Source organism: Thermopolyspora flexuosa (genome assembly GCF_006716785.1).
GTDB classification, from domain to species: Bacteria; Actinomycetota; Actinomycetes; order Streptosporangiales; family Streptosporangiaceae; genus Thermopolyspora; species Thermopolyspora flexuosa.
In genome coordinates this window covers 1,648,504-1,675,038 of sequence record NZ_VFPQ01000001.1, presented here as the reverse complement: position 1 = coordinate 1,675,038, position 26,535 = coordinate 1,648,504, and the positions used below count along the sequence as shown (strand labels likewise).

The following is a 26,535-nucleotide window of genomic DNA, read 5'->3' as shown; positions in this document are numbered from 1 at the left end:
TCAGTTCCCCTCCTCCCGGAGCAGCCGCGCGATCGCGTGCAACGCGAGCACGTAGGAGTACAGGCCGAACCCGGCGATCGTGCCGGTGGCCACGCCCGCGACCACCGAGGTGTGCCGGAACTCCTCGCGCGCCGCCGGGTTGCTGATGTGCACCTCCACCAGCGGGGCGGTGCGCTGGGCGAGCGCGTCCCGCAGCGCGTAGGAGTAGTGGGTGAACGCGGCCGGGTTGAGCACCACCGGAATCCGGGCGTCCGCCGCCTCGTGCACCCACTTGACCAGCTCGGCCTCGTCGTCGGTCTGCCGCACCTCCACCGAGAGCCCGACCTCGCGGCCCGCGCTGCGGCACAGCTCGACGAGGTCCTCGAAGGTGCTCGAGCCGTACACGTCGGGCTCTCTGCTGCCCAGCCGGCCCAGGTTGGGCCCGTTGAGAACCAGGACCTGCCTCACGTTCACCCCGTTGACTCTCTCGTGTCGTACCGGATGCGCCGTCAGCCCGCGACCGCCTCGAACGCCGCCTCGAGCAGCTCCTCGGACGGGTTCACCAGCCGGGAGGGCTTCGCCACGTCGTCGAGCACCACGAAGCGGGCGGTGGCGCCGCGGTTCTTCTTGTCCACGCGCATGTGCTCGCGCAGCCGCGGCCACGCGTCGCGCCGGTAGCGCACCGGCAGGCCGACCGCGGTGAGGATCGACCGGGTGCGCTCCACCAGCTCCGGCCCGACGCGGCCGTCGAGGTGGGAGAGCGCCGCGGCGAACACCATGCCGATCGCGACCGCCTCGCCGTGCCGCATCCGGTAGTCCTCGACCCGCTCGATCGCGTGCCCGAGCGTGTGGCCGTAGTTGAGGATCTCCCGCAGCCCGGACTCGCGCAGGTCGGCCCCGACCACCTCGGCCTTCACCCGGATCTTGCGCTCGATCAGCTCCCGGGTGTGCCGGCCCTCGGGGGTGCGCGCGCCCTCCGGGTCCTTCTCCACCAGGGCGAGGATCTCCGGGTCGGCGATGAACCCGCCCTTGATCACCTCGGCGAGCCCGGCCACGTAGTCCGCGGGCGGCACGGTGGCGAGCGTCTCGAGGTCGCACAGCACCCCGGCGGGCGGGTGGAACGCGCCCACCAGGTTCTTGCCCTCGGGGGTGTTGATGCCGGTCTTGCCGCCGACCGCGGCGTCCACCATGGCGAGGAGCGTGGTGGGCACGAGCACCACCTTCACGCCGCGCAGCCAGGTGGCGGCGACGAACCCGGCGAGGTCCGTGGTCGCCCCGCCGCCGACGCCGACCACCGCGTCCGAGCGGGTGACACCGTTCTGTCCCAGCGCCGACCACAGCTCGGCGGCGACCTGCACCGACTTGGCCTGCTCCCCGTCGGGCACGGGCAGCGGGATCACCCGGTAGCCGGCCTCGCGCAGCGCGGCCTCGACCCGCCCGGCGATCTCCGGCAGCGTCACCGGGTGGACCAGGCCGACCGTGCGCACCTTGTCGCCCAGCAGCGACGGCAGCTCGCCGAGCACGCCGCCGCCCACCACCACCTCGTACGGCTCGGCCCCGCCGACGCCGATCCGCGTCGCCGTCATGCCGGCAGCTCCTTGACGATCTGCTCGACGATCTCCTCGGGATCCCGGCCCTCGGTGCTCACCCGGAGCGTGGCGAGCCGCTCGTAGATCGGGCGCCGCTGCTCCATGAGCTTGCGGAGCCGGGCGCGCGGGTTGAGCACGAGGAGCGGCCGGGCCGCGCCGAGGCCGACCCGCTCCACCGCCTCGCCGAGGCCCACCTCGAGGTAGACGACGGTGTGGCCGGCGAGCAGCTCCTGGGTCTCGGGGCGCAGGATCGCGCCGCCGCCGAGGGCGAGCACGCCGGCGTGCTCGGCGAGCGCGAGCCGTACCGCGGCGGCCTCGAGCTCGCGGAAGTGCTCCTCGCCATCCTCGACGAAGATGTCCGAGACGGTCTTGCCCGCGGTGGCCTCGACGTCGGCGTCGGTGTCCCGGAAGCCGACGCCGAGCCGGTCGGCGAGCAGCCGCCCGATCGTGGTCTTGCCGGAGCCGGGCGGTCCGATCAGCACCGCGCGCGGCCGGGTCGCGTGCTCCGCCGGGGTGGCCGCCGTCATCACTTCACCACCAGCGCGGACAGGTAGCCGTTCAGGTTGCGGGCGACCTCCTCGACCGAGTCGCCGCCGAACTTCTCCAGGGCGGCGTCGGCGAGCACGAGCGCGACCATCGCCTCGCCCACCACCGCGGCCGGGACCACCGCGCACACGTCCGACCGCTGGTTGATCGCCTTGGCGGGCTCGCCGGTCTTGATGTCGATGGTCTGCAGCGCCCGCGGCACGGTGGAGATCGGCTTCATCGCGGCGCGCACCCGCAGCGGCTCGCCGTTGGTCATGCCGCCCTCGATGCCGCCCGCGCGGTTGGTGACTCGCCGTACACCCTCGGGAGTGTTGACGATCTCGTCGTGGGCGCGGGAGCCGCGGCGGCGGGCGGTCTCGAAGCCGTCGCCGACCGCCACGCCCTTGATCGCCTGGATGCCCATGAGCGCGGCGGCGAGCCGGGCGTCGAGCCGCCGGTCCCAGTGCACGTAGCTGCCGAGCCCCGGCGGCAGGCCGTACGCGAGCACCTCGATCACGCCGCCGAGGGTGTCGCCGTCCTTCCGCGCGGCGTCGATCTCGGCGATCATCGCCTCGGAGGTGGCCGGGTCGAGGCAGCGCACCGGGTTCTCGTCGAGCGCGGCGGCGTCCGCCGGGGTGGGCAGCAGGCCTTCGGGCGCGGACACCTCGCCGATCGCCACCACGTGGCTGACGATCTCGACGCCGAGCGCCTGCTTGAGGAAGTTCCGCGCGACCTGGCCGAGCGCCACCCGGGCGGCGGTCTCCCGGGCGCTCGCCCGGTCGAGCACGGGGCGGGCGTCGTCGAAGCCGTACTTCTGCATGCCCGACAGGTCGGCGTGGCCCGGGCGCGGACGGGACAGCGGGGCGTTGCGCGCCTGGTTCGCCAGCAGCGCCTCGTCCACCGGGTCGGCGGCCATCACCGTCTGCCACTTGGGCCACTCGGTGTTGCCGATGCGGATCGCGACCGGGCTGCCCAGGGTGCGCCCGTGCCGCACGCCGCCGACGATGGTGACCTCGTCCTGCTCGAACTTCATCCGGGCACCCCGGCCGTGGCCGAGCCGGCGGCGGCGCAGCGCCTCGGCGATGTCGGCCGTGGTCACCTCAACTCCCGCGGGCAGCCCCTCAAGGATCGCGACGAGTTCGGGGCCGTGGGACTCCCCGGCGGTCAACCAACGCAACATGGGGACAAGTCTTCCATGTGCGGCACCGTGCGGTGTCCCCGGATGGCCCCTCCCGGTCGGGTGTCGCGGGGATCGGGCTCCGCCGTGCGGCGCCGGTCGGCCCGCCCCGGCCCCGGTGATCCGCTACGGGTACGGCAGGAGCAGCGCGGCGAGCGCCGCGGCGAGCATGAACGGGCCGAACGGGAACTCGCTGCGCAGCGTGCCGCGGCGGGTGGCGAGCAGGCCGATCGCGTAGGCCGCGCCGAGCAGGTGCCCGCCGGCCGCGGCCGTGATCCAGGGCTGCGGGCCCAGCGCGCCGGTGACCAGGCCGATGAGCCCGGCGAGCTTCACGTCGCCGAGGCCGAGGGCGTCCGGCCGTACCAGCCACAGCACGGCGTAGATCGCGCCGAGCGCGAGCATCCCGGCGAGCGCGGGCGGCAGGGCGCCGCTCGGGGCGAGCATGCCGAGCAGCACGGGGTACGACGGCAGCGTGACCGCGTCGGGCAGCCGGTGGGTGCGCCAGTCGACGACGGCGAGCGCCATGCCGGCGACCGCGAGGTAGAGCCAGGCGGCGAGCAGCCAGCCGGACTCCCCGGCGAGCCGCCAGGCGACCGCGCCGCAGACCGCGGCGGTGGCCGCCTCCACGGTGGGCGGCCAGGCGGGCACCGGGACCGTGCGCGCGACCGCGCGTAGCGTGCCAAGCGCCCCGGGCCCGGGATCCTCCGCGCCCTGCTCCAGCGGTCCGGCCCCGCCCCCGTCCCCGGGCGCGGGGCCGCCCTTGTGCGGGCCGTACCGGCGGGCGAACTCGCGGACGTACCGGCCCGCGAGCAACCCGAAGAGCGCGGCTGCGGCGACGGCGAGAGCGGTCACCCGATCGAGACTAGGCGACCATGGCCACCCGGGGGCGGCCCGTGATCAGGGCTGTGGACAACCGGTTCCGGGATCGGCGCTACCTGCGGAACCAGCGGAACCTGCGGCGGGGCGGCGTCACCCGGGCCACCACCGCGTCCGGCATCTCCTGGATGCGCTCCAGGACCTGGCCGGGGGGCGCGTCGAGCGCGGCGAGCGCGTGCAGCAGCGCCCCCTCGATCGGGAACGGTACCGGCCCCGCCACGTCGATCACCACGGCGGCGGCGTCCTCGTGCACGGCGGTGTGGCAGACCTGGGCGGCCCGCACCTGGATCGGCCGGGCGTCGGGCCGCCAGCGGCGCAGCGCCTCCAGCCCGGTGAAGGCGGGCACGGCCGCCCGGCCGTCCTTGCCGATCAGCTTGGGCAGCGCCATGTCGCTCCCGCTCCCGCACGCCTCCCCCGGCAGCTCGGACGCGTCGACGACCACGGCCGGCATGAGCAGCCGCGCGTGCTGCAGCGCGGCGACCACCGCCGAGGGGTCACCCGACCCGGCGGCGAGATCGGCGAGCGCCTTCGCGAGCGCGGGGTCGGGGGACCCGTCGTCGTCAGGGAGGATCGGCTGCGGAATGCTCGGCACGGCACCCGAGCCTACCGGCGGCATTCTGCGGGCCGGCGGCTCACCCCAGGTCGGAGATGGCGGCGACGATACCGCCACCGGACGGGCCCTGGTGCACCGCGGCGACCGACACGAACACCGCCGGGTCGCCGGTCACCGAGGCGGCGACGCCGCCCACGGCCGCCTTGATCTGGCGGTGCCAGTGCACGTCGGAGTCGTCGAGCATGATGTTGCGCCGCCCGCGCACCCGGCCGGTCGGGTCGGCCTCGCACTTGAGGAACACGTTGACGAGGCGGCCCTTGAGGTCGGACGGGTGCGGCCGCTCCGGCAGGTCGAGGCCGGAGGACCGGATCGCCTCCCAGATGCCGTCGGTGTCGAGCGCGTCCTTCATCACCGAGTGGCCGATGCGGTACCGGCCGCCGATGCCGCGCACGTTGCCGACCACGACGATCTGCGCCCGGTCGAGCTCGACGCCCGAGGAGCAGGAGGCGACGCTCGAGTAGAGGGACAGGTCGCGGTGGATCTGGTCCTCGCGCGGCATCTCGATCTCCCCGAGCGCCACGGCGATGCCGAGCGCGGTGGTGGAGTTCGAGATGTCCATCGACTTGAGCGTGTCCTCGGTGACCACGGTCTTGCCGCGGCTGTGCGCGTCGGCGATCGTCGCCTGGGTGAGCAGCGGGGTCTTGGTCTGCACGTAGTGCACGTCCGCCGGGTCCTCGATGCCGGCGATCTTCATCGCCTCGCGCACGCCGGCGGCGACCTTCTCCACCATCGCCGGGCGGCCGATGTCCTCCGGCAGGATGACCTCGCTCATCGCGACGCCGACCGACAGGCGGGGCTCGTCGGTCTTCACGGCCTTGGCCGGGTCGATCGTCGCGAAGATCGTGGCGTGCGGGCTGATCACGCCGTCGGTGCCGCCCGACCAGACGAGCGGGACCTGCGCGACCTCCTCCGGCGTACGGGTGCCCTTGGCCACGAGCACCTCGCGGAAGGCCCGGTCGGCGAGGATGCGCGTGTAGTCGTTCACGCCGCCGTTGCCCTCGGTCTTGCCGATGACCGCGAGCACCCGGTCGGCCTCGATCACGCCGTCGTCGATCAGTTTGGCCAGCCCGGACGCGTCGGTCACGCTCTCGATCGGAACCTTGCGTACCTCGATCGGATCCGGCATCCCCATCAACCTTTCGTCATCCGTTTTCGCCAGTCCCATGCCCCGCGGCCGTCCGGACCACGGTGCCGACCTCGCCGTCGAGCGCCTCGCCGATCCGCTCCAGCGTGGTGATCACGGCGCGCTCCCCACCGTTCTCGACGAACCGCGCCGCCGCCTCGATCTTCGGGCCCATGCTGCCGCGGGCGAAGTGCCCCTCGGCCTGCAGTGCCCGCAGCTCCTCGGGCGTCACCCGCCCGACCGGACGCTGCCGCGGCGTGCCGTACCCGACGAACGCGTGCGGCACGTTCGTCGCGATCACCAGGGTGGACGCCTTGACGTCCCTGGCGAGCACCGCGGCGGCGAGGTCCTTGTCGATCACCGCGGCGACGCCGCGCAGCGTGCCGTCGGGCTCGCGCACCACCGGCACTCCCCCGCCCCCGGCCGCGACGACGGTGAAGCCGCTCTCCATGAGCGCGACCGCGGCCTCGGCGTCGAGGATCTCCACCGGCTCGGGGGAGGCGACCACCCGCCGCCAGCCCTTGTCGAACCGCCGCCAGGTCTCACCGAACCGCTCGAACCGGGCCGCCTCCTCCTCGGTGAAGTAGCGGCCGATCGGCTTGACCGGGTCGGCGAAGGCCGGGTCGGCGGCGTCGACCAGGGTGCGGGTGACCACCACGGCGGTGCGGCCGCCCAGCGCGTTGAGCACGAGCGTGCCGATGGTGGCCTGGGTGGTCGCCACACACCAGTCGAGCGGCACCGGCGGCACCACGTCGGCGGTGAGCTGGTTCTTCAGCAGCACGTTGCCCACCTGGGGGCCGTTGCCGTGGGTGAGGATCACCTGGTGGCCGCGCGCCCGCAGCTCCGCGACGTGCCGCATCGCCTCCTCGATGGCGCGCCGCTGGTCCTCCGGCGCGGCGCTGCCGTCCGGGCCGGTCATCGCGTTGCCGCCCAATGCGATCAGTACGCGTTCGCCCACACCGCGAAAGCTATCCGCAGGACTCCCGCGCTCTCATTGGCAACGGGTGCCCAACAACCGGCGGGTTGTCGGCGTTCCTTGCCAAGCGGGTGGCGGGGCGGCTCAGCGGGCCCCGGTACGGCTCGCGCCGCCGAGCCGGGCGAGCCGCCGTACCGCCTCGTCGATCACCTCGTCCCGCTTGCAGAACGCGAACCGCACGAAGTGCCGGCCCGCCGTGGCGTCGTCGTAGAACACCTGGGTGGGGATCGCGACCACACCCGCGAGCTCGGGCAGCCGGCGGGCGAGGTCGAGCCCGTCGGTGAAGCCGAGCGGCCGGATGTCGGCCTGCACGAAGTAGGTCCCGGCGGGCCGCAGCGCGGCGAACCCGGCCTCAGTGAGCCCGGCGACGAGCCGGTCGCGCTTGGCCTGCAGCTCGTCGCGCAGGCTTGCCACCCAGGCCATCTCGTTGCGCAGCGCGTAGGCGACCGCGGCCTGCCAGGGGCCGTTCGCGGTGAAGGTGAGGAACTGCTTGACCGTCTGCACCGCGGTGACGAGCGGCGCGGGCGCGCAGACCCAGCCGGTCTTCCAGCCGGTCACCGAGAACGTCTTGCCCGCCGAGGAGATCATCACGGTGCGCTCCCGCATGCCCGGCAGCGTGGCGAGCGGGATGTGCGGGGTGCCGTCGAAGGTGAGGTGCTCGTAGACCTCGTCGGTGATCGCGATCAGGTCGTGCTCGAGGCACACCGCCGCGATCGCCTCCAGCTCCTCCCGGGTGAACACGGTGCCGGTCGGGTTGTGCGGCGAATTGACGATGATCAGCCTCGTGCGCGGGCCGACCGCGGCGCGCAGCTCGTCCGGGTCGACCGCGAACCGGCCCGCCACCGGCCGCAGCGTCACCGCCCGCCGCACCCCCTGGGCGAGCGCGATCGCCGCGGCGTAGGAGTCGTAGTACGGCTCGAAGACGATCACCTCGTCGCCCGGCTCGCAGAGCGCGAGCACCGCGGCCGTGATCGCCTCGGTGGCCCCGACGGTGACGAGGACCTCGCCGTCCGGGTCGTAGGCGAGGCCGTACCGCTCCTTGTGGTGCTCGGCGACCGCCTGCCGCAGCTCCGGCAGGCCGGGGCCCGGCGGGTACTGGTTGAGCCCGGAGCGGACCGCCTCGACCGCGCGGTCGAGCATCGCGGCGGGCCCGTCGGTGTCGGGGAAGCCCTGCCCGAGGTTGAGCGACCCGGTGCGTACGGCGAGCGCGGTCATCTCGGCGAAGACCGTGGTGCCGAACGCCCGCATCCTGGCGACGAGAGGCTCTGTCACGGGCTTCAGCGTAGTGCGCGGAGGCGGCCACGCCGAGGGGGTGGCGCGGCGAACGGGCACGGGCCGCTCGCGCCGAGTCCACCCATCGTGATGAACTGGCGGTATGGCCGAGCCGCGCCGCGTCCCCGAGAACCCGCCGGTGCCCGACTCACCCACCGGCGAACCGCCGCCGCGGCCGCGGGTCCGCGAGCTCGACGCGCTGCGCGGCTTCGCGATCTGCGGGATCATGGTGGTGAACACCTGGCAGTTCGTGCGCGCCGCCACCTGGTCCACGCACGAGGGCGGCCCGGTCGACGACGTGATCGGCGCCCTGCTCCAGGGCCGGTTCTACCCGATCTTCTCGCTGCTGTTCGGGATGAGCTTCGTGCTCTTCCTCGACTCCGCCCGGGAGCGCACCGAGCACCCCCGGCTCGCGCTGTTCATGCGGCTCGTCGTGCTCGCCTGCTTCGGCCTGCTGCACCAGACCGTCAACGAGGGCGAGGTGCTGCTGCCGTACGCGGCGTTCGGCCTGGTGCTGCTGCTGCCGTTGTCCTACCTGCCGCGCTGGGCCGCGCTGGCCGCCGGGCTCGCCGGGGTCGCCGCGGCGGTGGCGCTGGTCGACGCCTGGCTGCTCATCGCCGGGCTGTTCCCGGTCGGCATGGCGCTCGTCCGCTACCGGCCCGCGCCGCGGCTGCTCGTGCCGTCGTTCGCCGCCTCGGCGGTGCTCGCCGCCGCGGCCCTCTGGCTGCACCTGGAGCTCGGCGAGGCGCTCGACCCGGGGATCGACCCGTACGCGGCGGGGCTGGTCGCCGCGCTCTTCGGGGCCGCCGCGTACGCGCTCGGCGCGGTGCTGGTGGCGCGGGCGAGCCGCGCCGTCTCGGCCGTGCTGGAGCCGCTGGGCCGGATGGCGCTCACCAACTACCTGACGAGCACGCCGTTCATCCTCGCGGCGCTGCCGCTGCTGGCCCGGGACACCACCCACCTGTCGGTGATCGGGTACTCGGCCCTGGTGCTCGCCGTCCAGTTCGCGTTCGCCCGGTGGTGGCTGCGCACCCACCGGTACGGCCCGCTGGAGTGGGTCTGGCGGTGCGCCACCTGGTGGCGCATCACCCCCAACCGGCGCCCCGATCCGGTCCGGTACGGCACGGCCGGGGGAGAATGAGCGCATGCGCGTCGCCCTCTGCCAGCTCGCGGTCACCAAGGACCCCAAGACCAACCTGGAGCGCGCCCGCGCGGCCGTGGCCGAGGCCGCCGCGGGGGGCGCCCGCCTCGCCGTCCTCCCCGAGGCGACCCTGGTCCGCTTCGGCCGGGACGCCCTGGCCGCCGCCGAGCCGCTCGACGGGCCGTTCGTGTCCGGGCTCGCCGAGGCGGCGCGGGAGCACGGCGTCGCGGTGCTCGCCGGGGTGTTCGAGCCGTCCGGGGACGGCCGGGTCTACAACACCGCGGTCGCGATCGAGGCGGACGGCTCGCTCGCCGGGAGCTACCGCAAGATCCACCTGTTCGACTCCTTCGGCGGCCGGGAGTCGGAGCTGGTGCGCCCGGGCGACACGCCGGTCGTGGTGGGGCTCGCCGGGCTGCGGCTCGGCCTGGTCACCTGCTACGACGTGCGCTTCCCCGAGCTGGCCCGGCGGCTGGTCGACCTCGGCGCCGAGGCGTTCGCGGTGATCGCCGCCTGGGGGTCGGGGCCGATGAAGGAGGACCACTGGGTCACCCTGGTCCGGGCGCGGGCGATCGAGAACACGATGTGGACGATCGCGGTCGGCCAGGCCCCCGCCCCCGAGTTCCGCGACGGCTTCGGCGTGGGCCGCAGCATGCTCGTCGACCCGATGGGCGTGGTGCGCACCGACCTCGGCCCGGAGGCGGCGGTGCGGGTCGCCGAGCTCGACCTCGCGGCCACCGAGCGGGTCCGCGCCGTCCTGCCCTGTCTGGAACACCGGCGGCTGCGGGGAAACGGATCGTAAACTGGCGCTCGTGAGCGAGCTGAGCGCGCCGGCCGCCCGGACCCGGATGCAGAAGGTGATCCCGCCGCGGCTGCTCGTGCCGTACCTGCAGGGCAAGCGCACGGTGATCTCCGGCTACGTGTACCGGGTGCAGGACTGCCTCCGCCTCACCACGCCGCGGCTGCTGTACGAGGCGCTCGACCTCGGCTTCGAGGGCTCCCAGCTCACCCCCGACGTGCCCGAGCTCTACCTGCTGCGGTGGTACGCCCGCGACAGCGACGGCTACGCCGTGCCGTACGGCCCGCACATGGGCGGCGACTGGCACGACAGCCCGCCGTTCGCCGGCAACGGGTTCACCTCGTCGCGCGGCCACGTGGTGCCGCAGTTCCACACCATGCCGATGCCGATCCCGGCCGGGGCGGAGATCTACCGGGTGGACGAGGACGGCGAGCACCTGTTCGCGATCTACGATGGGCTGACGTGGCGGCCGGCCCGGTGACCGGGTCGCCGGCGGAAGGCAGGACCGGAGTGTGCCGATGACCGATGTCGAGCCGGTGGGCTGCGGCTATCTCGCCCGGTACCGCGGCCACACCCACCCGGCCGCGGTCGGGCCGGACAGCGACGACGTGGTGCTGTTCAGCGAGGAGCCGCGCGAGGGGTTCGAGCAGGCCGACGGCTACTGGCGGCTCACGGTGCGGCGCGACGAGCTGGAGTGGCTCATGCTCGTGCGCACGGTCGGCGCGTTCGCCGGCGAGCCGTGCCTCGTCCTCGACGAGGACACCGACGGCCTGCACATCGCCTACGCGGGGCACAACGGCACGCAGGCCGAGGCGCTGGGCTACTGGATGGTCGACCACGGCGCCTACGAGGTGGTCGTGCCCCGCGAGGAGGTCACCTCGATCCGGGTGGAGCGCATCCCGATCCCGTGCCGCCCGGCGGAGGCCGCCGGGGGCTCCTGACCGTCAGCCGCCGAGCGTGCGGTACCGGGCGTGCCGGGCGGCGAGCCGCTCGGCCGGGTCGCGCCCGGTGAGCACGGCGATCTCGTACTCGAGGGTGCGGGCCACCCGCGCGCAGAACTCCGCCGGCTCGGCCGCGGCGTCCGGCAGCTCGGGGATGATCCGGTCCACCACGCCGGAGCGGCGCAGGTCGGCCGAGCCGACGCCCTGCGCCCGGGAGATCTCCGCCGCCCGGTCGACGGTGCGGTAGCGGATCGCCGACGCGCCCTCCGGGGGCAGTGGCGCGAGCCAGCCGTGCTGGGCGCACAGCACCCGGTCGGCGGGCAGCAGCGCGAGCGCCGCGCCGCCCGCGCCCTCGCCGAGCAGCACCGACACCGTGGGCACCGGCAACTTGAGCAGGTCGGCGATGCACCGGGCGATCTCCCCGGCGAGCCCGCCCTCCTCGGCCTGGCGGGACAGGTCGGCCCCGGCGGTGTCGATGAGGCTCACCAGCGGCAGCCCCAGCTCGGCGGCGAGCCGCATGCCGCGCCGCGCCGCCCGCAGCCCGGCGGGCCCCAGCGGCGGCACCACGCGCCCGCCACGCCCCCGGTCCTGGCCGAGCACGACGGCGGGAGCCGTACCGAACCGGGCGAGGGCGAGCACCATGCCGGGGTCCCCCTCCCCCGTGCCGGTGCCGTTGAGCGGGGTGACGTCGGCGGCGGCGTGCTCGAGCAGCTCGCGCACGCCCGGCCGGTCGTCCCGCCGCGACCGGGTGATCGCCTCCCACGCGTCGACCTCGGCCGCCCGCTCCTGCGGCGCGGGTCCCGGGTCGAGGCCGCGCACCGGGGCGCGCAGCACGTTGAGCGCGCGCACCGCGGCCCTGCGCAGCTCGCCCGGCTCGAGCACGGCGTCCACCAGGCTGTGCGCGTGCAGGTTCTCGGCGACCTGCACGCCCTCGGGGAACGGGTGGCCGCGCAGCGACTCGTAGACACGGGGGCCGAGGAACCCGACGAGCGCGCCCGGCTCGGCCGCGGTGAGGTGGCCGAGCGAGCCCCACGAGGCGAACACCCCGCCGGTGGTCGGGTGCCGCAGGTAGACCAGGTACGGCAGGCCGGCGGCGCGGTGCGCCATCACCGCGTCGCTGATCTTCACCATCTGCACGAAGGCGAGCGTGCCCTCCTGCATCCGGGTGCCGCCGGAGGCGGTGGCGGCGAGCAGCGGCAGCCGCTCCCGGGTGGCCCGCTCGATCGCCCGCACCAGCCGGTCGGCCGCGGCGACCCCGATCGTGCCCGCGAGGAAGGAGAACTCGCAGGCGACCACGGCGACCCGGTGGCCGCCGAGCAGGCCCTCTCCGGTCACCACGGCCTCGTCGTACCCGGTGCGCTCGCGCGCCGCGGCGAGCTCGTCCGCGTACGGCGAGCCGGGCGGCGCCGGGTCGACCGGCGGCTCGTCCCAGGACCGCCACGAGTTCTCGTCGAGTACGGAGGTGATGAGCGTCCGGGCGTCCGGACGCTTCAGGCCGGACATGGTCACCGCTCCCGCTCCTCCCGCTCGGCGAGCCACTCCAGCACCGCGTCGTTGTGCTCCCCGAGCAGCGGCGGCGGGGTGTGCTCCCGCGGTGGCAGGCCGTCGAACCGCAGCGTCGGCCCGGGCAGCTCGATGCGGCCGAGCACCGGGTGGTCGACCTCGACGACCAGGCCCTGGGAGCGGGTCTGCTCCCAGTTGTAGACCTCGTCGATGGAGCGGATCGCCCCGGCCGGGATGCCCGCCTCGGCGAGCAGGCCGAGCCAGTGGGCGCGGTCCGCGGTGCCGAGCGCCTTCTCCATGTCGGCGATGAGCTCGTCGCGGTGGGCGAACCGCTGCTGGTTCGTGGCGTACCGCGGGTCGGAGGGGTCGATGCCGAGGATCGGGGCGAGCCTGCGCCACTGGGTCTCGTTGCCGCAGGCGATCTGGATCATGCCGTCGGCGCAGCGGAACGCTCCATACGGGGCGATCGAGGCGTGGTGGTTGCCCTGGGCCTTCGGCACCACCCCGCCCACGGTCCACGCGGTGCCGTGGTAGGCGTGCACGCCGACCACGGAGGCGAGCAGCGAGGTACGCACCACCCTCCCCTTACCGGTGCGCTCGCGTTCATACAGCGCGGCGACCACGCCGTACGCGCCGTTCATGCCGGCGAGCAGGTCGGCGATGGACGCCCCGACCCGGTACGGCTCGTCCGGGCTCGGCCCGGTGAGGCTCATCAGCCCGGCCTCGCCCTGGGCGATCTGGTCGTAGCCGGGGCGGCCGCCCTCGGGGCCGTCGTGGCCGAAGCCGGTGATGGAGAGCACCACGAGCCGGGGGTTGAGCTCGTGCAGCCGGTCCACCGGGAAACCCAGGCGGTCGAGCACGCCGGTGCGGAAGTTCTCGATGAGCACGTCGCTCTGCCGGACCAGCCGCTCCAGCAGCTTCTTGCCGTCCGGGGACTTCAGGTCGACGGTGATGGAGAGCTTGTTGCGGTTGGCCGACAGAAAGTAGGTGGAGATGTCGCGGTCGGGGCCGACGAACGGCGGGCCCCAGCCCCGCGACTCGTCCCCGCCCTGCGGGTGCTCCACCTTGATGACCTTGGCCCCGAGGTCGCCCAGCATCTGCGCGGCGTGGGGCCCGGCCAGCGCGCGGGAGAGATCGAGCACGACGATGTCGCCGAGGGGTCCGTGCAAGGCGTGCCTCCCAACCTTGGGATCATCTACTTCATGCCGTCGTTCCTCCCCTTTGCCGACTTGGCGGAACTTCTCCGAAACCTACGGCCAAGCTGGGGAGACATCCGGTTGATCGCGATCGACGGCCCGGCGGGCTCGGGAAAGACCACGTTCGCCGGCCGGCTCGGGGCGGCGGCGCGGGCGCAGGTGATCCACAGCGACGACTTCCCGGTGCCCTGGGACGGCCCGCCGGACGCGTGGTTCGCCCCGCTCACCGAGCAGGTGCTCACCCCGCTCGCCGACGGGCGGCCGGGGCGGTTCCGCCGCTACGACTGGAAGCGCGGCGCGTACGTCGAGTGGGTCGAGGTGCCGCCCGCGCCGGTGCTGCTGATCGAGGGGGTGGGCGCGGCCCGGCGGGCCACGGCCCACCTGCTCGCGTACACGATCTGGGTGACCGCCCCGGATCCGGTACGGCTGGCGCGCGTGCTGCGCCGGGACGGCCCGGAGCTGCGCGAGCGCTGGGAGCACTGGATGCGCGCCGAGCGCGCGTGGTTCACGGCCGACGGCACGGCCGCGCGGGCCGACCTGCGCGTGGACGGCGCGCCCACGGTGCCGCACGACCCGTCCGCCGAGTTCGCGGTGCCGCCCGCGGACGCCTGACCGCGCAGGCCGCCCGCCGTACCGTGTCGCGTGTGGCATGGCACCGGCCCTACAGGTGGGGGACGGCGTTGAACTCCACCAGGTGGAGCCGGCCGTCCCGGCGCTCCCACGTCGAGATCCCGGTGTTGGCGACCTCGCCGTACCCGGCGATGTGGCGGACGTCGGTGTCGTCGTCGTGTTCGAGCACGTGCCGCAGCAGGGCCACGACCGAGTCGTGGGCGACGACGAGCACCCGCCGCCCGGCCGCCTCCCGCTCCAGGTCGGCGAGGAAGGAGCGCAGCCGGGCCGCGATGTCGGGGAACGACTCCCCGCCCGGCGGCCGGTAGACCCACCACCCCACCTCCTGTCGGCGGCGCGCCTCCTCCGGGAAGCGCTCGGCCACCGCCTCCGGGTTGAGCAGCGACAGCTCGCCCATCACCCGGTCGATCAGCCGCTCGTCCTCGTGCACCGGCGGCGGCTCGGCGAGCTGCTCGCACACGATCCGCAGGGTCTCCCGGGCCCGCAGGTAGGTCGAGGTCCAGGCGACCTGCGGCCGCCGCCCCTCCGGGAGGGCGGCGAGCCACCGGCCGAGCGCGGCCGCCTGTTTGCGGCCGCGGTCGGTGAGCGGGACGGCGGAGTCCGGCCGGGGGAAGGCGAGCGGCTCCCCGCGGCGGGCGGCCTCGGCGAACGCGGCGTTCGCCGCGCTCTCGCCGTGCCGTACGGCCATGATCACTGAAGGTCCCATGGCGCTTACAGTACGTCCACGTCGGCGTGGAGCTTGCCGCCGGAGAGGATCGGGTAGCCGGGGCCGCGGTCGAAGAACGGGGTGTCGTCGGCCGCGCGCAGCCGGGCGCGGAGCCTCTCGGTCGCCTCCCAGTCGATCTGCGGCTCGTCCTGCGGGCCGGTGAGCACCACGCCGTAGTCGTCGCGGGCGCCCTCGAAGGAGACCTTGCCGTCGCGCACGTCCGCGGCGACCCGCTCCGGCTCCCGGTCGTACGGCGAGCCCCAGCCACCGCCGCCGGTGGTGCGGATGCGGATCACCTCGCCCGCGCGCACCGGCTCGTCGTCGACGAGCCCCTCCAGCTCGCGGCCCTCGATCTCCACCCGGAACGGCCGGCCCGCCTTGCCGCCGTTCACGCCCCAGCAGGACAGGATCGACCGGTCGGCGATCGACATGAACGAGGCGTCGCGCAGCATGCGGATGTGCTTGTCGTAGCCGAGGCCGCCGCGGAACCTACCGGGGCCGCCGCTGTCCACGGCGAGGCCGAGCCGCTCCACCCGCAGCGGCCAGCGCGCCTCGGCGAACTCCACCGGGATGTTCCGCGAGTCCGGCACCACGTGGATGGTGTCCTCGCCGTCGGCGTACCAGCGGCCGCCGGAGCCGCCGCCGAGCACCTCGCGCATCAGGTACGGCTCGCCGTCGTCGTTCGTGCCGTACACGCCGGTGTACCGGATCGTCTCCTGGTCGGCGGGCATGCGGCCCCCGGTGGCCTTGGCGAGCACCCCGGCGAGCACGCCGAGCAGCCGCAGGATGACGAACGTCCGGGCGTTCGTCGGCGCCGGGAAGATCGGCGTGAGCAGGGTGCCCTTCTCCGGGAACCGCATCTCGATGAGCGGCACCACGCCCTCGTTCACGTCGAGCTCGGCCATGCGCTCGGGCGTGTCGGCGAGGTTGCGCAGGATCGGGGCGAGCCACTTCTTGAGGAACACGCCGTCGGCGTAGTCCCCGGCGTGGTTGATCGGGCCCTTCGCCTGCGGCGAGGTGCCGGTGAAGTCGATGAGCAGCGGCGCGGGCCTGCTGTGGTCGACGGTGAGGGTGATCCGCTGGGTGTGCAGCTTGGGCTCGTCCACGCCGTCGTGCTCGGCGTAGTCCTCCCAGACGTACGCGCCCTCGGGGATCTTCGACAGCAGCTCGCGCCGGAACGTCTCGGTGGTCTTCTCGATGATCGCGTCGAAGCAGGCCTCGACCGCCTCCCGGCCGTACCGGTCGAACAGCTCCGCCAGCCGCCGGGCGCCCATGAGGCAGGCCGAGCACTCGGCGTCGAGGTCGCCGGCGAGCGAGTCCGGCATGCGGGAGTTGCGGGTCATGATGCGCAGCGCGGCCTCGTTCGGCACGCCGCGGTCCCACAGCTTGATCGGCGGGACCATGAGGCCCTCCTCGAACACGCTGCGCGCGTGCGACGGCATCGAGCCGGGCACCGCCCCGCCGATGTCGTCGTGGTGGCCGAACGCCTGGACGAACGCCACCACCTCGCCCTTGTGGAACACCGGCACGGTGACGCACAGGTCGGGCAGGTGGCCGATGCCGCCCTCGGACAGGTAGACGTCGTTGTGGAAGAACACGTCGCCCGGGTTCATCGTCTCGATCGGGAAGTCCCGGACGATCGGGTTGACCAGGGCGGAGTAGGAGCGGCCGGTGAGCTTGCGCAGCTTCACGTCGTGGATGCCGGCGCGGAAGTCGTGCGCGTCGCGGATCATCGGGGAGCGGGCGGTCCGCGCGATCGCGGTCTCCACCTCCTTCTCCACCGAGGCGAGGGTGCCCTCGACGATCTCGATCAGCACCGGGTCCACGGTGGCGGCGGGCGCCTTCTGCTCGGTCACTGGTTCTCCCTGCGCTCGACCACGATGTTGCCGTAGGCATCCACCTCGGCCCGGAAGCCGGGGTGGAGGGGAAGGGTGGAGCCGTACTCCTCGATGACGGCGGGGCCGTCGATGACGTCGCCGGGCGCGAGGCCGCCCCGGTCGTACACGGGCGTGTCGCGCCAGCCGGCGCCGTCCTCGTCGAAGAAGACGCGCCGGTACGCGGGCTGCGGCGGCCGCTCGCCGGGGGCGCGGCGCGGCCGCTCGGCGATCTTCGGCCGGTTGATCGGCCCGATGCCGGAGACCCGCAGGTTCACCCACTCGACCGCGTGCCGCGGGTCGTCCCGGTACGCGTAGCCGTACAGCCGCTCGTGGGCCTCGTGGAACCGGTCGACCACGGCCGCCCGCCACGCCTCGTCGACCGGGCCGGACGGTGCCGGGACGCGCACCTCGTACGCCTGGCCGTAGTAGCGCAGGTCGACGCTGCGGGCGTAGACGTGCCGGTCGCGGGCGAACCCCTCGCGGTCGAGGGCGTCGGCGGCCTGGGCCTCCAGCTCGGCGAGGACGCGCGCGGCGGCCGCCAGGTCGAGGTCCCGGTCGCGGGTGACGAACGTGCGCACGTAGTCGTTCTTCACGTCCACGGTGAGCAGGCCGAACGCGGACACGTTGCCCGGGTCCGGCGGCACGATCACCGCCTTGAGGCCGAGGATGTCGATGAGCCGGCAGACGAGCAGCGGGCCGGAGCCGCCGAACGCGACCATCGGGAAGTCGCGCACGTCGAGGCCGCGCTGCACGGTGATCTGCCGGATCGCGTTCGACTGGTTGAACGCGCTGATCTCCAGCACGCCGGTGGCGGTGCGCTCGGGGGTGAGGCCGAGCTTGGTCGCGAGCTCCTCGATCGCGGCCCTGGCGGCGGCGACGTCGAGCGGGATCTCGCCGCCGAGCAGGTGCGGCGGGATGCGGCCGAGGAACACGTGCGCGTCGGTGACGGTGACCTCGGTGCCGCCGCGGGCGTAGCACACCGGGCCGGGGTCGGCGCCCGCGCTGCGCGGGCCGACCTTGAGCGTGCCCTCCGGGGAGATCCACGCGATCGAGCCGCCGCCCGCGCCCACCGTGACGATGTCGATCATCGGGATCTTGCACGGGTAGCGGCCGATCGTGCCCTCGGTGGTGATCGACGGCTCGCCGTCCACGATGACCGCGACGTCGGTGGAGGTGCCGCCGCCGTCGAGGGTGATCACCGAGGGGTGGCCCGCGGTGGAGGCGATGAGCGCGGCGCCGAGCGCGCCCGCGGCCGGGCCGGACAGCACGGTGGTGATCGGCTGGTTGACCACCTCGGTCGCGGACAGCACGCCGCCGTTGCTCTTCATCACCGAGAAGCCGCGGCCGAGCCGCTGCGACAGGATGGCGATGTAGCGGCGCATCGTCGGCTTGACCGAGGCGTCGACGAGCGTGGTGACCGAGCGCTCGTACTCGCGGTACTCGCGCAGCACCTCGCTGGAGATGGAGACGACCGCCTCCGGGTGCTCGCGGGCGAGCACCTCGCGCATGCGCTCCTCGTGCGCGGGGTTGGCGTAGGAGTGCAGGAAGCACACGCCGATCGCGTTGATCCCGCGGTCGCGGAACCACCGCGCCACCCGCACGGCCTCCTCCTCGTCGAACGGGCGCACCTCGTTGCCGAGGTGGTCGAGGCGGCCGCCCACGGTCTTGACCCGGTGCACCGGGACGATGCGCGGCGGCTTCACCCAGAAGTACGAGTTGCCGTAGCCGTCCGGCACGCTCTGCCGGGCGATCTCCAGCAGGAACTCGAAGCCCTCGGTGGTGATGAACCCGAGGTCCTGCGGCCGGTCCTCGAGCAGCTGGTTGGTCGCCACGGTGGTGCCGTGCACGATGCCGACGACGTCGTCGAGCGTGATGTCGAGCCCGTAGGCGTCGGACAGCACCTTCGCCACGCCGGCCATGAAGCCGTCCGCCGGGTCCGCCGGGGTCGAGGGGGTCTTGGTGGTGACGATCCGGCCGGTGGTCTCATCGACCGCGACCACGTCGGTGAACGTGCCGCCGGTGTCGATGCCGATCCGCACGCGTGCCTTGTCCCGACTCATGCCTTCTCCGCACCCATATCCCTGTGTCTATCGATGGTGGTGGCCCGGGGGAATCGGCATACCCTGCCCAAGGGAGCCGGGCTTTTCGGTGATCGTTGCCAGAATGCCCCCGATCGCATGGCCGTGGCCCGGCCGGCTCGGCGCGGGCCGCCCCACGGCCCGCCGGCGCGGCCGGGCCACCGCCCGTTCACCGCGTCAATCGCGTGTGCCAATCGCGTGGTGTGAATCGCGTGCTGCAAAACCGCGTCGGTCGTTGTCGGCTTTTGCCATCGCCGTGTACGGCGCCGCGTGAGCATTACCTCCCGGCCGGCGCCGTACGGTCAACCCCTGGCCGGCGCCGATCAGCCGCTTCCGGCCGGCGTCACCGGCGGCCGGCGCGGCCGAGCAGCCAGCCGATGACCGCGCTGCCGAGCGCGATGATCGCGCCCAGGACGAAGGCGGTGAGCGTCGTCCAGGCCTGCGGGTGCTGCGCGGCCTGCTTGGCGGGCTCCTTCGGGCGCTCGAACACCTGCCCGGCGACGGGACGCGACCCGGCCGACGGCGCGGGAGCAGCCGTCGCGGCGGCGGGCTCGGCGGCCGCGGCGCCGTTGGCCGCGGCCTCGACCGGGCTCCCCGCGGCGGCCGCGGAGGCGGTCTCCGGGGCGGGCGCGGGAGCGGGTACGGCCGCCGCGACGGGGGCGGCGGTCAGGTGGCGCTCGACGGCGGCGAAGAACTCGCCCGCGGTGCGCCGGGCGACCGAGCTGAGCATGCGCTGGCCGACGCCGCCGATCATGCCGCCGACCACGGCCTCGGCGTCGTAGTCGACCCGGGTGCCGCCCGGGGTCTCGCTGAGCCGTACCCGGACGGTGGCGTCCACGGTGCCGGGCGCGCCCTGGCCGCGGGCCCGGAGCGTGAACCGCTCGGGCTCCTCCGGTTCGGCGAGCGCGACCTCGCCCTCGTACACGCCTTTGATCGACGCCACCCCGGCGGTCAGCGTCATCCGGTAGACGTCGCCGCCGAGGGCCTCAAGCCGCTCACATCCGGGAATGGTGCACGCGAGCACCGCCGGGTCCTGCAACGCCGCCCACAATCGGGCGCGTTCGACACCGAGTACGGCACTGCCGGTGATCTTCATGGCGAACCTCCGTGCCCGCCACTCTAAGGAACGCCCCGGCCACGCCTTAACGGCAAGATCTGCCCCACAACCAGGGCCGGGATCGTCAGCCCTCGCTCACGGCCGGCTCTTGCGCACGGTGTGGATTCGCCCTCGGCGGCCTCCGGCTCAGCCGTCGCCGGCCTGGAGGATCGACCGGATCACGGCCGCGGTGTCGGCGAGGTCGGGCAGCACGATCTCGGCGCCGGCGGCGCGCAGGGCGGCGGCGTCGCTGCGTCCGGTGGCGACCGCGACCACCCGGGCGCCGCCCTCGTGCCCGGCCTGCACGTCCCGGGGCGTGTCGCCGATCAGCACGGTGTCGTGCGCGCCGAAGGCCCGGCCGTACTTCGCCCGGGCCCGCTCGCGGGCGAACCGGACGAGGGACGGCCGCTCCAGCCCGTCGAGGCCGTACGCGCCGATGTCGAAGTCGACGTACTCGTGCAGGCCGAACGCGGTGAGCTTGCAGATCGCGATCGGCTTCATGTTGCCGGTGAGGACCGACTGGGCCACGTCGGGGCGCCCGGCGAGCGCGGCGAGCGCGGCCCGGCCGCCGGGGAGCTCCCGGCCGCGGACGGTGAGCTCGTCCCGCCGGTCCTCGTACGTCTTGGCGAGTGCCTCGGCGAACGTGTCCACGAGGTCGCCGGTGGCGGGGACGCCGTTGAGGTCGAGCAGCGCGGTGATGATCGAGCGGTCCGCCCGGCCCGACATGTCCGGAAAACGGGTGACCGGGCGGCCGGTGACGTCGCGGAACACCGCGCCGTAGATCTCCCGGCTCAGCCCTGCGACGTCGATGAGGGTGTGGTCGATGTCCCAGAGCACAAGCGTTCGCACCCCCGCATGCTAACCGGCCGCATGATCGCGCGGTGAGCCGGTGCGCGCGGGGGTGCGGAGCGTCGGGGGAACGCTGGAACGCGGGGATGGCGAGGTTTTCCGGTCAGGGGGAGCCGGTCACCCGTCGGCGAGGGCCTTGGCGTAGTCGCTGAGCACGACCTGGGCGGCGAGCGGGCCGCCGCGGGTGCTCCACACCGAGCCGTCCACGGTGACCACGCGGCCGTTCTTGACCGCGTCGAGCTCCTTGAACGCCTTGGTCTCCTTGACCTCGTCGAGCGCCTTCCGGCCGTCCTCGGTGAGGCTGGACAAGAACAGCCACTCGCCGTCGATCTCGTCGAGGGCCTCGAGGCTGAGCGGCATGGAGTGGGCGGTGCCGTCCTTGTCCTGGGCCTTGGGCCGCTTGAGGCCGAGGTCGGTGGCGATCATGCTGGAGAACTGCCGCTTCTCCATCCAGCTCGGGCCCTGCGGGTTCCACCGCACGATGCTCACCTCGGCGCCGGCGTTCTTTCCGAGCCTGCCCTTCACCTCGGCGACCTTGGCCTCGTAGTCGGCGAGCACCTTCTCGGCCTCGTCGAGCCTGTTGAGCGTGTTGGCGATCGCCTTGAACGACAGCTTCCAGTCGTCGGTGGGGGCCATCGTGACGACGGTCGCCGGGGTGATCTTCCTGAGTTGGTCGAGGATCTGCTGGTCCTGCATGTCACCGGCGAGGATGAGGTCGGGCTTGACCTCGACCACCTTCTCGATCACCGGCTGGAGCAGGTTGCCGACGATCGGGATGCCCGCGACCTTGTCCTCCAGGTACGCCGGAGGCCTGTCGAGGCCCTGGCCGTTGGTGATGCCGACCGGCCTGACGCCGAGGGCGAGGGCGGCGTCGAGGTCCTCCTGGGTGAGGGTGACCACCCGCTGCGGGTTCGCCGGCACGGTGATCATCGTGCCGGTCGCGTCCTTGATCTGCCGCGTCGCGGCGGCGGAGGACGAGGAGTCGGGGGCGGCCTCACCGGTGGTGGCGGAGTCACCGCCGCCACCGCAGCCGGCCAGGGCCAGCGCGGCGAGCACCGTGGTGGCGATCAGCCCGCCCACGCGGCGGAATGCGAACATGCGAAAAGCTCCCGATGCAAAGGTAAGGCTTACCTTCTTTAGGTTAGCCTTACCTTATGCTTACGCAAGTGCGCCGTGCCGGTGTCCGCACCGTCCTCACCGCGCTCGGTCTGGCGCTCATCCTCCTGGCGTGCGCCTCCATGCTCACCGGGGCCGGCCGGATCGGGCCGGGGCAGGTCATCGCGTACCTGCTCGGCGAGTCGGCCGACGCACACCTGGAGATGGTGGTGACCACGCTGCGGCTGCCCCGCACGGCCGCCGCCGTGGTGGTGGGGGCCGCGCTCGGCATCTCCGGGATGCTGCTGCAGACCGTCACCCGCAACCCGCTCGCCGAGACCGGGTTGCTCGGGGTCAACTCCGGCGCCGCCCTCGGCGTCGTGCTCGGCATCACGCTCGCCGGCGCGCAGACCGGCGGGGCGTACCTGGTGTGGGCGCTCGGCGGGGCACTCGCCACGAGCGCGGTGGTGCTGCTCATCGCCCGCGGCGCCTCCCCGCTGCGGCTGGTGCTCGCCGGGGCCGCGCTCTCGGCCACCCTGGGCGGGCTCACCTCCGCGATCCTCATGTCCGACACCACCACCTACGACCTGTACCGGTTCTGGGTGCTCGGCTCGCTCGCCGGGGTGCCGCCGGAGCGGCTCGCCGCGGTCGCCCCGGCGTTCGCGGTCGGGCTCGCCGTGGCGATCGCCGCGGTCCGGCCGCTCGCCGCGCTCTCCCTCGGCGACGACGTGGCCCGCGCGATCGGCAGCCGGCCCGCGCTCACCCGGATCACGGTGACCGCGGCGGTCACCCTGCTCAGCGCGGCCGCGGTCGCCGTGGCCGGGCCGATCGGGTTCCTCGGGCTGCTGTCCGGCTTCTTCGCGCGCGCCGTGGCGGGCGCGAACGTCGGGGCGCGGCTCGCCGCGTCCGGGCTGATCGGCGCCGTGGTGCTGCTCGCCGCCGACGTGCTCGCCCGGGTGGTGATCCGGCCGTACGAGGCGCCGGTGTCGCTGCTGGTGGCGCTGGTCGGCGGGCCGGTGCTGATCGTCGTGGCCCGCTCCCGGGCGGTGGCGGCGGGCGCCGGGGACCGGCTCGTGCGCCGCGCCGCGGGCCGGCGTCCGCGGGCGCTCCCCTGGCGGCTCCCGGTGCGGCCGCCGTGGCCGCGCACCGACCGGCCGCGGGTGCTGCGGGCCGGGCCGGTGTCGCTGCGCGTGCGCGTCCGCCCGGCGGTCGCGGCCACGCTGCTCGCCGTACTCGCCGGGGCCGCGGTGCTCGCCGGGGTGGCCGCCGGGCAGGCGGGCGCCACCGTGGCCGAGGCGGCCCGGGCCCTGGTCGGGCTCGGCGATCCGGCCACGACCATGCTCGTGCACGAGTTCCGGCTGCCCCGGGTGGCGGCCGGGTTCGTCGCCGGGGCGGCGCTCGGCCTGTCCGGGTGCCTCACCCAGACCCTCGCCCGCAACCGGCTCGCCACCCCCGACCTGCTCGGCGTCAACCAGGGCGCGGTGGTCGCGATCCTCGTCGCCGGGCTGGTCAGCGCCGCGCCGACGATGTTCGCGCACTGGTGGATCGGCCCGCTCGGCTCCGCGGTGGCCGCCCTGGTCGTGCTCGCCATCGCGGGCGGCACCGGCACCCAGGGCTACCGGATCATCGTGACCGGCCTCGCGGTGACCGCGATCGCCGCCGCGCTCACCGAGACCGTGCTCGCCTGGCGCGGGCTCACCGCGGCCACCGCGGTCTACGTCTGGTCGATCGGCAGCCTCAACGGCCGCGGGTACGGCGTGGCGCTGCCGGTGGCGATCGGCCTGGCGATCCTGCTGCCCGCCACGATCGCCGCCTGCCGCCGCCTCGGGCTGATGCGGTTCGGCGACGAGGTGGTCACCGCGCTCGGCATGAACGCCGCCCGGGCCCGGCTCGCCACCCTCGCCACCGCGGTCGCGCTCGCCGGGCTCGCCGTGGGCGTGGGCGGGCCGATCGCGTTCGTCGCGCTCGCCGCGCCGGTGATCGCGAGCCGCCTCGCCGGGCCGGCCGCGGTGCCGCTGCTCGGCTCGGCGTTCACCGGGGCCGCGCTCGTGGTCGCGGCCGACACCCTCGGCCGGGTGGTGGTGTCCGGCGCGGAGATCCCGGTCGGGGTGGTGACGAGCGTGCTCGGCGGCCCCTTCCTGCTGTGGACCCTGCTCACCGATCGGAACGGATGACCGGAGGGGATGACGTGTCGCCGGTGGACTCGCTGACCGAGCGCATGGCGCGGCCCGGGTTCTGGGAGAGCGTGGACCGCTGCCCCATCGTGGAGGAGACGGCCGACCCCGGAACGCGGCGGGTGACCTTCCTGTGGCGGGCGGAGAAGGGCGGGGCGCTGGTGCTCCTCCACACGCTCACCGACCGCGCCCGCTGGGAGGGGGACCTGTCCGGGCACCTGATGGAGCGGGTGCCGGGCACCGACGTGCTCTACCGCAGCTACGAGCTCGGCTCCGACCTGCGCGTGTCCTACCAGATCCTCCCCTGCGACGAGCCGCCCGGCACCGACCGCGACACCTGGCGGCGGGTGCTCGACGAGGCCCTGCCCGACCCGCGCAACCCGGCCGTGCTGCCCGGCCAGCACGGCAGGCCGCCGTCCTCGCTGCTCGAGCTGCCGGACGCCCCGGCCCAGCCGTACGTGGCCGAGCGTCCGGGCGTGCCGCGCGGGACCGTGCACGAGCACGTGCTCGACGGGCGGCGGGTCTGGGTCCACACCCCGGCCGCGGGTGCCGGGCCGTACCCGGTGCTCGTGCTGCTCGACGGGGACGTGTGGAAGGACATGGCCCCGACGACGATGGACAACCTCGTCGCGGACCGGGTGGTGCCGCCGATGGTGGTGGTGATGCCGGACGCGGTGGACCGGGACACCCGGCACGCCGAGCTCGCCTGCCACGAGCCGTTCGTGCGGTTCCTCGCCGACCGGCTGCTGCCGTGGGCGCAGGCCGAGCACGGCGTGACCGCCGACCCGGCGCGCACGATCATCGCCGGGCAGAGCTTCGGCGGGCTCACCGCCTCGTTCGCCGCGTTCCTCGCCCCGGAGCGGTTCGGCAACGTGCTCTCCCAGTCCGGCTCGTACTGGTGGAGCGACGACGACCCCGAGTGGCTGACCCGCCGGTACGCCGCGGCGGAGCGGCGGCCGGTGCGGTTCTACCTGGAGGCGGGGCGGCTGGAGTGGCTGCTGCTCGACGAGAACCGCCGCTTCGCCGCGACGTTGCGGGACAAGGGCTACGACATCACCTTCCGCGAGTTCCACGGCGGCCACGACTACGCCTGCTGGCGGGGCGGGCTCGCCGACGGGCTCATCCACCTGACCCGCGCCTGGGGCCGGGACGGCTGAGGAGGCTGAGGATGCACGTGCAGACGGCGAAGGACGCGATCCGGACCACCGTCGAGGGGCGGCGCGAGGCGCTGCTCGGGCTGAGCCACCGCATCCACGCCCACCCGGAGACCGCGTTCGAGGAGGAGCGCGCCGCCCGCTGGTGCGCCGAGCTGCTCGCCGACGGCGGGTTCGCGGTGACGCCGGGCGCGGGCGGGCTGCCCACCGCGTTCGCCGCGACCGCCGGATCCGGGCCGGTGACCGTGGCGTTCTGCGCCGAGTACGACGCGCTGCCGGGCCTCGGGCACGCCTGCGGCCACAACGTCATCGCCGCGGCGTCGGTGGGCGCGGGGCTCGCGCTCGCCCCGGTCGCCGACGACCTCGGGCTGACGGTGAAGGTGATCGGCACGCCGGCCGAGGAGCGCGGCGGCGGCAAGGCGCTGCTGCTCGAGGCCGGGGTGTTCGACGGGGTGGACGCGGCGATGATGGTGCACCCCGGCCCGTTCGAGACCGTGCGGTTCCGCTCGTTCGCGCTCGGCACGCTGGAGGTGGAGTTCCGCGGCCGGGCCGCGCACGCCACGCTCGCCCCGTGGGAGGGGCGGAACGCCGCGGACGCGATGACCCTCGCCCAGGTGGCGATCGGCATGCTGCGCCAGGCGCTCCCCCGGGACCGGCACGTGCACGGCGTGGTGACGCACGCCGGGGACGCCCCGAACATCGTGCCCGCGCGGTCGGCGGCGAGCTACGAGCTGCGGGCGGCCCGCGCCGAGCACCTGGCCGAGCTGCGCCGCCGTACCGAGGACTGCTTCCGTGCCGGGGCGATCGCCACCGGGTGCGGGGTGACGTTCACCCGGCCCGAGCCCGACTACCTCGACTTCCGGGACGACGCCCCGCTCGCCGCCTGCTACGGCGCGAACGCGGCCGCGCTCGGCCGCCCGGAGCCGGTGGAGAAGGAGCCGTTCGCGATGACCGACATGGCGAACGTCTCCCACGTCACCCGGGCGATCCACCCGATGATCATGATCGGGGACGGGAGCGCGGCGCCGCACGAGGAGGCGTTCGCCGCGCTCGCGGTCTCCGCCTCGGCGGACCGGGCGGTGCTCGACGGCGCCACCGCCCTCGCCTGGACCGCGGCCGATCTCGCCGGCGGCGCGGCCTGAGGCGGCCCCGCGCACCTATCAGTAACA

Annotated in this window: 25 protein-coding genes; 8 read left to right on the top strand and 17 right to left on the bottom strand. The window is 74.4% G+C overall.

Annotated features, from left to right (window positions below; genetic code table 11):
- The 9 genes from aroQ to FHX40_RS07180 all read right to left on the bottom strand — a co-directional run bounded on the left by aroQ (position 1) and on the right by FHX40_RS07180 (position 8,130).
- Positions 1–447, bottom strand: a complete 447-nt coding sequence (gene aroQ / locus FHX40_RS07220) for a type II 3-dehydroquinate dehydratase (RefSeq protein ID WP_142258892.1) — start codon at positions 445–447, stop codon at positions 1–3.
- 41 nt (positions 448–488) lie between these two features.
- Positions 489–1,565 carry a 3-dehydroquinate synthase gene (gene aroB, locus FHX40_RS07215; RefSeq protein WP_142258891.1) on the bottom strand — a complete coding sequence of 359 codons (1,077 nt, stop codon included), beginning with the start codon at positions 1,563–1,565 and terminating at the stop codon, positions 489–491.
- The gene (locus tag FHX40_RS07210; RefSeq protein ID WP_142258890.1) at positions 1,562–2,095 is read right to left on the bottom strand and encodes a shikimate kinase; all 534 of its coding nucleotides are present in this window, start codon (positions 2,093–2,095) and stop codon (positions 1,562–1,564) included. The genes aroB and FHX40_RS07210 overlap by 4 nt, the downstream gene beginning before the upstream one ends.
- Complete coding sequence (aroC, locus tag FHX40_RS07205) at positions 2,095–3,273, bottom strand: chorismate synthase (protein WP_142258889.1); 1,179 nt, start codon at positions 3,271–3,273, stop codon at positions 2,095–2,097. The genes FHX40_RS07210 and aroC overlap by 1 nt, the downstream gene beginning before the upstream one ends.
- 123 nt (positions 3,274–3,396) lie before the next feature.
- On the bottom strand, positions 3,397–4,122 hold the full coding sequence (locus FHX40_RS07200) for a prepilin peptidase (protein ID WP_142258888.1): 726 nt from the start codon (positions 4,120–4,122) through the stop codon (positions 3,397–3,399).
- Between the two features lie 79 nt (positions 4,123–4,201).
- Positions 4,202–4,738, bottom strand: a complete 537-nt coding sequence (locus FHX40_RS07195) for an SseB family protein (protein ID WP_142258887.1) — start codon at positions 4,736–4,738, stop codon at positions 4,202–4,204.
- Positions 4,739–4,778: 40 nt separating this feature from the next.
- A complete protein-coding gene (gene bar / locus FHX40_RS07190) occupies positions 4,779–5,885 on the bottom strand; it encodes a barbiturase (protein ID WP_142258886.1) in 1,107 nt (368 codons plus the stop codon).
- Between the two features lie 16 nt (positions 5,886–5,901).
- Entirely contained in the window at positions 5,902–6,840 is a 939-nt protein-coding gene (locus FHX40_RS07185; protein ID WP_229788670.1) for a carbamate kinase, read from the bottom strand.
- A gap of 102 nt (positions 6,841–6,942) precedes the next feature.
- The gene (locus tag FHX40_RS07180; RefSeq protein ID WP_142258885.1) at positions 6,943–8,130 is read right to left on the bottom strand and encodes a pyridoxal phosphate-dependent aminotransferase; all 1,188 of its coding nucleotides are present in this window, start codon (positions 8,128–8,130) and stop codon (positions 6,943–6,945) included.
- Positions 8,131–8,233: 103 nt separating this feature from the next.
- Here FHX40_RS07180 and FHX40_RS07175 point away from each other — a divergent pair, with 103 nt between their 5' ends.
- The 4 genes from FHX40_RS07175 to FHX40_RS07160 are packed head-to-tail and all read left to right on the top strand — an operon-like array spanning position 8,234 to position 11,008.
- On the top strand, positions 8,234–9,271 hold the full coding sequence (locus tag FHX40_RS07175) for a DUF418 domain-containing protein (protein WP_142258884.1): 1,038 nt from the start codon (positions 8,234–8,236) through the stop codon (positions 9,269–9,271).
- A gap of 4 nt (positions 9,272–9,275) precedes the next feature.
- The gene (locus FHX40_RS07170; RefSeq protein WP_142258883.1) at positions 9,276–10,070 is read left to right on the top strand and encodes a carbon-nitrogen hydrolase family protein; all 795 of its coding nucleotides are present in this window, start codon (positions 9,276–9,278) and stop codon (positions 10,068–10,070) included.
- Positions 10,071–10,080: 10 nt separating this feature from the next.
- On the top strand, positions 10,081–10,548 hold the full coding sequence (locus FHX40_RS07165; protein ID WP_229788667.1) for a hypothetical protein: 468 nt from the start codon (positions 10,081–10,083) through the stop codon (positions 10,546–10,548).
- Between the two features lie 37 nt (positions 10,549–10,585).
- A complete protein-coding gene (locus FHX40_RS07160; RefSeq protein ID WP_142258882.1) occupies positions 10,586–11,008 on the top strand; it encodes a hypothetical protein in 423 nt (140 codons plus the stop codon).
- 3 nt (positions 11,009–11,011) lie between these two features.
- Here the strand turns inward: FHX40_RS07160 and FHX40_RS07155 are convergent, their stop codons facing one another.
- Positions 11,012–12,511, bottom strand: a complete 1,500-nt coding sequence (locus tag FHX40_RS07155; protein WP_142261602.1) for a carboxyl transferase domain-containing protein — start codon at positions 12,509–12,511, stop codon at positions 11,012–11,014.
- Between the two features lie 2 nt (positions 12,512–12,513).
- Entirely contained in the window at positions 12,514–13,680 is a 1,167-nt protein-coding gene (locus FHX40_RS07150) for a CaiB/BaiF CoA transferase family protein (RefSeq protein ID WP_142258881.1), read from the bottom strand.
- A 108-nt stretch (positions 13,681–13,788) separates the two neighbouring features.
- Between FHX40_RS07150 and FHX40_RS07145 the strand changes: the two genes are divergently transcribed.
- Positions 13,789–14,319 carry a uridine kinase family protein gene (locus tag FHX40_RS07145; RefSeq protein ID WP_229788664.1) on the top strand — a complete coding sequence of 177 codons (531 nt, stop codon included), beginning with the start codon at positions 13,789–13,791 and terminating at the stop codon, positions 14,317–14,319.
- A 49-nt stretch (positions 14,320–14,368) separates the two neighbouring features.
- Here the strand turns inward: FHX40_RS07145 and FHX40_RS07140 are convergent, their stop codons facing one another.
- The 6 genes from FHX40_RS07140 to FHX40_RS07115 all read right to left on the bottom strand — a co-directional run bounded on the left by FHX40_RS07140 (position 14,369) and on the right by FHX40_RS07115 (position 22,041).
- On the bottom strand, positions 14,369–15,043 hold the full coding sequence (locus FHX40_RS07140) for a histidine phosphatase family protein (protein WP_142258880.1): 675 nt from the start codon (positions 15,041–15,043) through the stop codon (positions 14,369–14,371).
- Positions 15,044–15,048: 5 nt separating this feature from the next.
- Positions 15,049–16,899 carry a hydantoinase B/oxoprolinase family protein gene (locus tag FHX40_RS07135; protein ID WP_142258879.1) on the bottom strand — a complete coding sequence of 617 codons (1,851 nt, stop codon included), beginning with the start codon at positions 16,897–16,899 and terminating at the stop codon, positions 15,049–15,051.
- Positions 16,896–18,980 (bottom strand): hydantoinase/oxoprolinase family protein, encoded by a 2,085-nt coding sequence (locus FHX40_RS07130; protein ID WP_142258878.1) that lies wholly within the window; start codon positions 18,978–18,980, stop codon positions 16,896–16,898. Before FHX40_RS07130 ends, FHX40_RS07135 begins: the two co-directional genes overlap by 4 nt.
- Positions 18,981–19,341: 361 nt before the next feature.
- Positions 19,342–20,094, bottom strand: coding sequence for an SRPBCC family protein (locus FHX40_RS07125; protein ID WP_142258877.1), 753 nt, complete (start codon positions 20,092–20,094; stop codon positions 19,342–19,344).
- Between the two features lie 147 nt (positions 20,095–20,241).
- Positions 20,242–20,943 carry an HAD family hydrolase gene (locus tag FHX40_RS07120; protein WP_142258876.1) on the bottom strand — a complete coding sequence of 234 codons (702 nt, stop codon included), beginning with the start codon at positions 20,941–20,943 and terminating at the stop codon, positions 20,242–20,244.
- 117 nt (positions 20,944–21,060) lie between these two features.
- On the bottom strand, positions 21,061–22,041 hold the full coding sequence (locus FHX40_RS07115; RefSeq protein ID WP_142258875.1) for an ABC transporter substrate-binding protein: 981 nt from the start codon (positions 22,039–22,041) through the stop codon (positions 21,061–21,063).
- Positions 22,042–22,097: 56 nt separating this feature from the next.
- Here FHX40_RS07115 and FHX40_RS07110 point away from each other — a divergent pair, with 56 nt between their 5' ends.
- The 3 genes from FHX40_RS07110 to FHX40_RS07100 are packed head-to-tail and all read left to right on the top strand — an operon-like array spanning position 22,098 to position 26,508.
- Positions 22,098–24,212 (top strand): iron ABC transporter permease, encoded by a 2,115-nt coding sequence (locus FHX40_RS07110; RefSeq protein WP_142258874.1) that lies wholly within the window; start codon positions 22,098–22,100, stop codon positions 24,210–24,212.
- Positions 24,209–25,369 (top strand): enterochelin esterase, encoded by a 1,161-nt coding sequence (gene fes, locus FHX40_RS07105; RefSeq protein ID WP_142258873.1) that lies wholly within the window; start codon positions 24,209–24,211, stop codon positions 25,367–25,369. The genes FHX40_RS07110 and fes overlap by 4 nt, the downstream gene beginning before the upstream one ends.
- A gap of 11 nt (positions 25,370–25,380) precedes the next feature.
- Positions 25,381–26,508 carry a M20 family metallopeptidase gene (locus FHX40_RS07100; protein WP_142258872.1) on the top strand — a complete coding sequence of 376 codons (1,128 nt, stop codon included), beginning with the start codon at positions 25,381–25,383 and terminating at the stop codon, positions 26,506–26,508.
- The last annotated feature ends 27 nt before the right edge of the window (positions 26,509–26,535 follow it).

Excerpts from the sequence above, each read along its gene's own strand:
- bar (WP_142258886.1), bottom strand. The coding sequence starts at position 5,885 with ATGCCGGATCCGATCGAGGTACGCAAGGTTCCGATCGAGAGCGTGACC.
- aroB (WP_142258891.1), bottom strand. The coding sequence starts at position 1,565 with ATGACGGCGACGCGGATCGGCGTCGGCGGGGCCGAGCCGTACGAGGTG.
- FHX40_RS07175 (WP_142258884.1), top strand. The coding sequence starts at position 8,234 with ATGGCCGAGCCGCGCCGCGTCCCCGAGAACCCGCCGGTGCCCGACTCA.
- FHX40_RS07110 (WP_142258874.1), top strand. The coding sequence starts at position 22,098 with ATGCTTACGCAAGTGCGCCGTGCCGGTGTCCGCACCGTCCTCACCGCG.
- FHX40_RS07115 (WP_142258875.1), bottom strand. The coding sequence starts at position 22,041 with ATGTTCGCATTCCGCCGCGTGGGCGGGCTGATCGCCACCACGGTGCTC.
- FHX40_RS07210 (WP_142258890.1), bottom strand. The coding sequence starts at position 2,095 with ATGACGGCGGCCACCCCGGCGGAGCACGCGACCCGGCCGCGCGCGGTG.
- FHX40_RS07100 (WP_142258872.1), top strand. The coding sequence starts at position 25,381 with ATGCACGTGCAGACGGCGAAGGACGCGATCCGGACCACCGTCGAGGGG.
- FHX40_RS07155 (WP_142261602.1), bottom strand. The coding sequence starts at position 12,511 with ATGTCCGGCCTGAAGCGTCCGGACGCCCGGACGCTCATCACCTCCGTA.
- aroC (WP_142258889.1), bottom strand. The coding sequence starts at position 3,273 with ATGTTGCGTTGGTTGACCGCCGGGGAGTCCCACGGCCCCGAACTCGTC.
- FHX40_RS07130 (WP_142258878.1), bottom strand. The coding sequence starts at position 18,980 with ATGAGTCGGGACAAGGCACGCGTGCGGATCGGCATCGACACCGGCGGC.
- FHX40_RS07125 (WP_142258877.1), bottom strand. The coding sequence starts at position 20,094 with ATGAAGATCACCGGCAGTGCCGTACTCGGTGTCGAACGCGCCCGATTG.
- FHX40_RS07160 (WP_142258882.1), top strand. The coding sequence starts at position 10,586 with ATGACCGATGTCGAGCCGGTGGGCTGCGGCTATCTCGCCCGGTACCGC.
- FHX40_RS07140 (WP_142258880.1), bottom strand. The coding sequence starts at position 15,043 with ATGGGACCTTCAGTGATCATGGCCGTACGGCACGGCGAGAGCGCGGCG.
- fes (WP_142258873.1), top strand. The coding sequence starts at position 24,209 with ATGACCGGAGGGGATGACGTGTCGCCGGTGGACTCGCTGACCGAGCGC.
- FHX40_RS07170 (WP_142258883.1), top strand. The coding sequence starts at position 9,276 with ATGCGCGTCGCCCTCTGCCAGCTCGCGGTCACCAAGGACCCCAAGACC.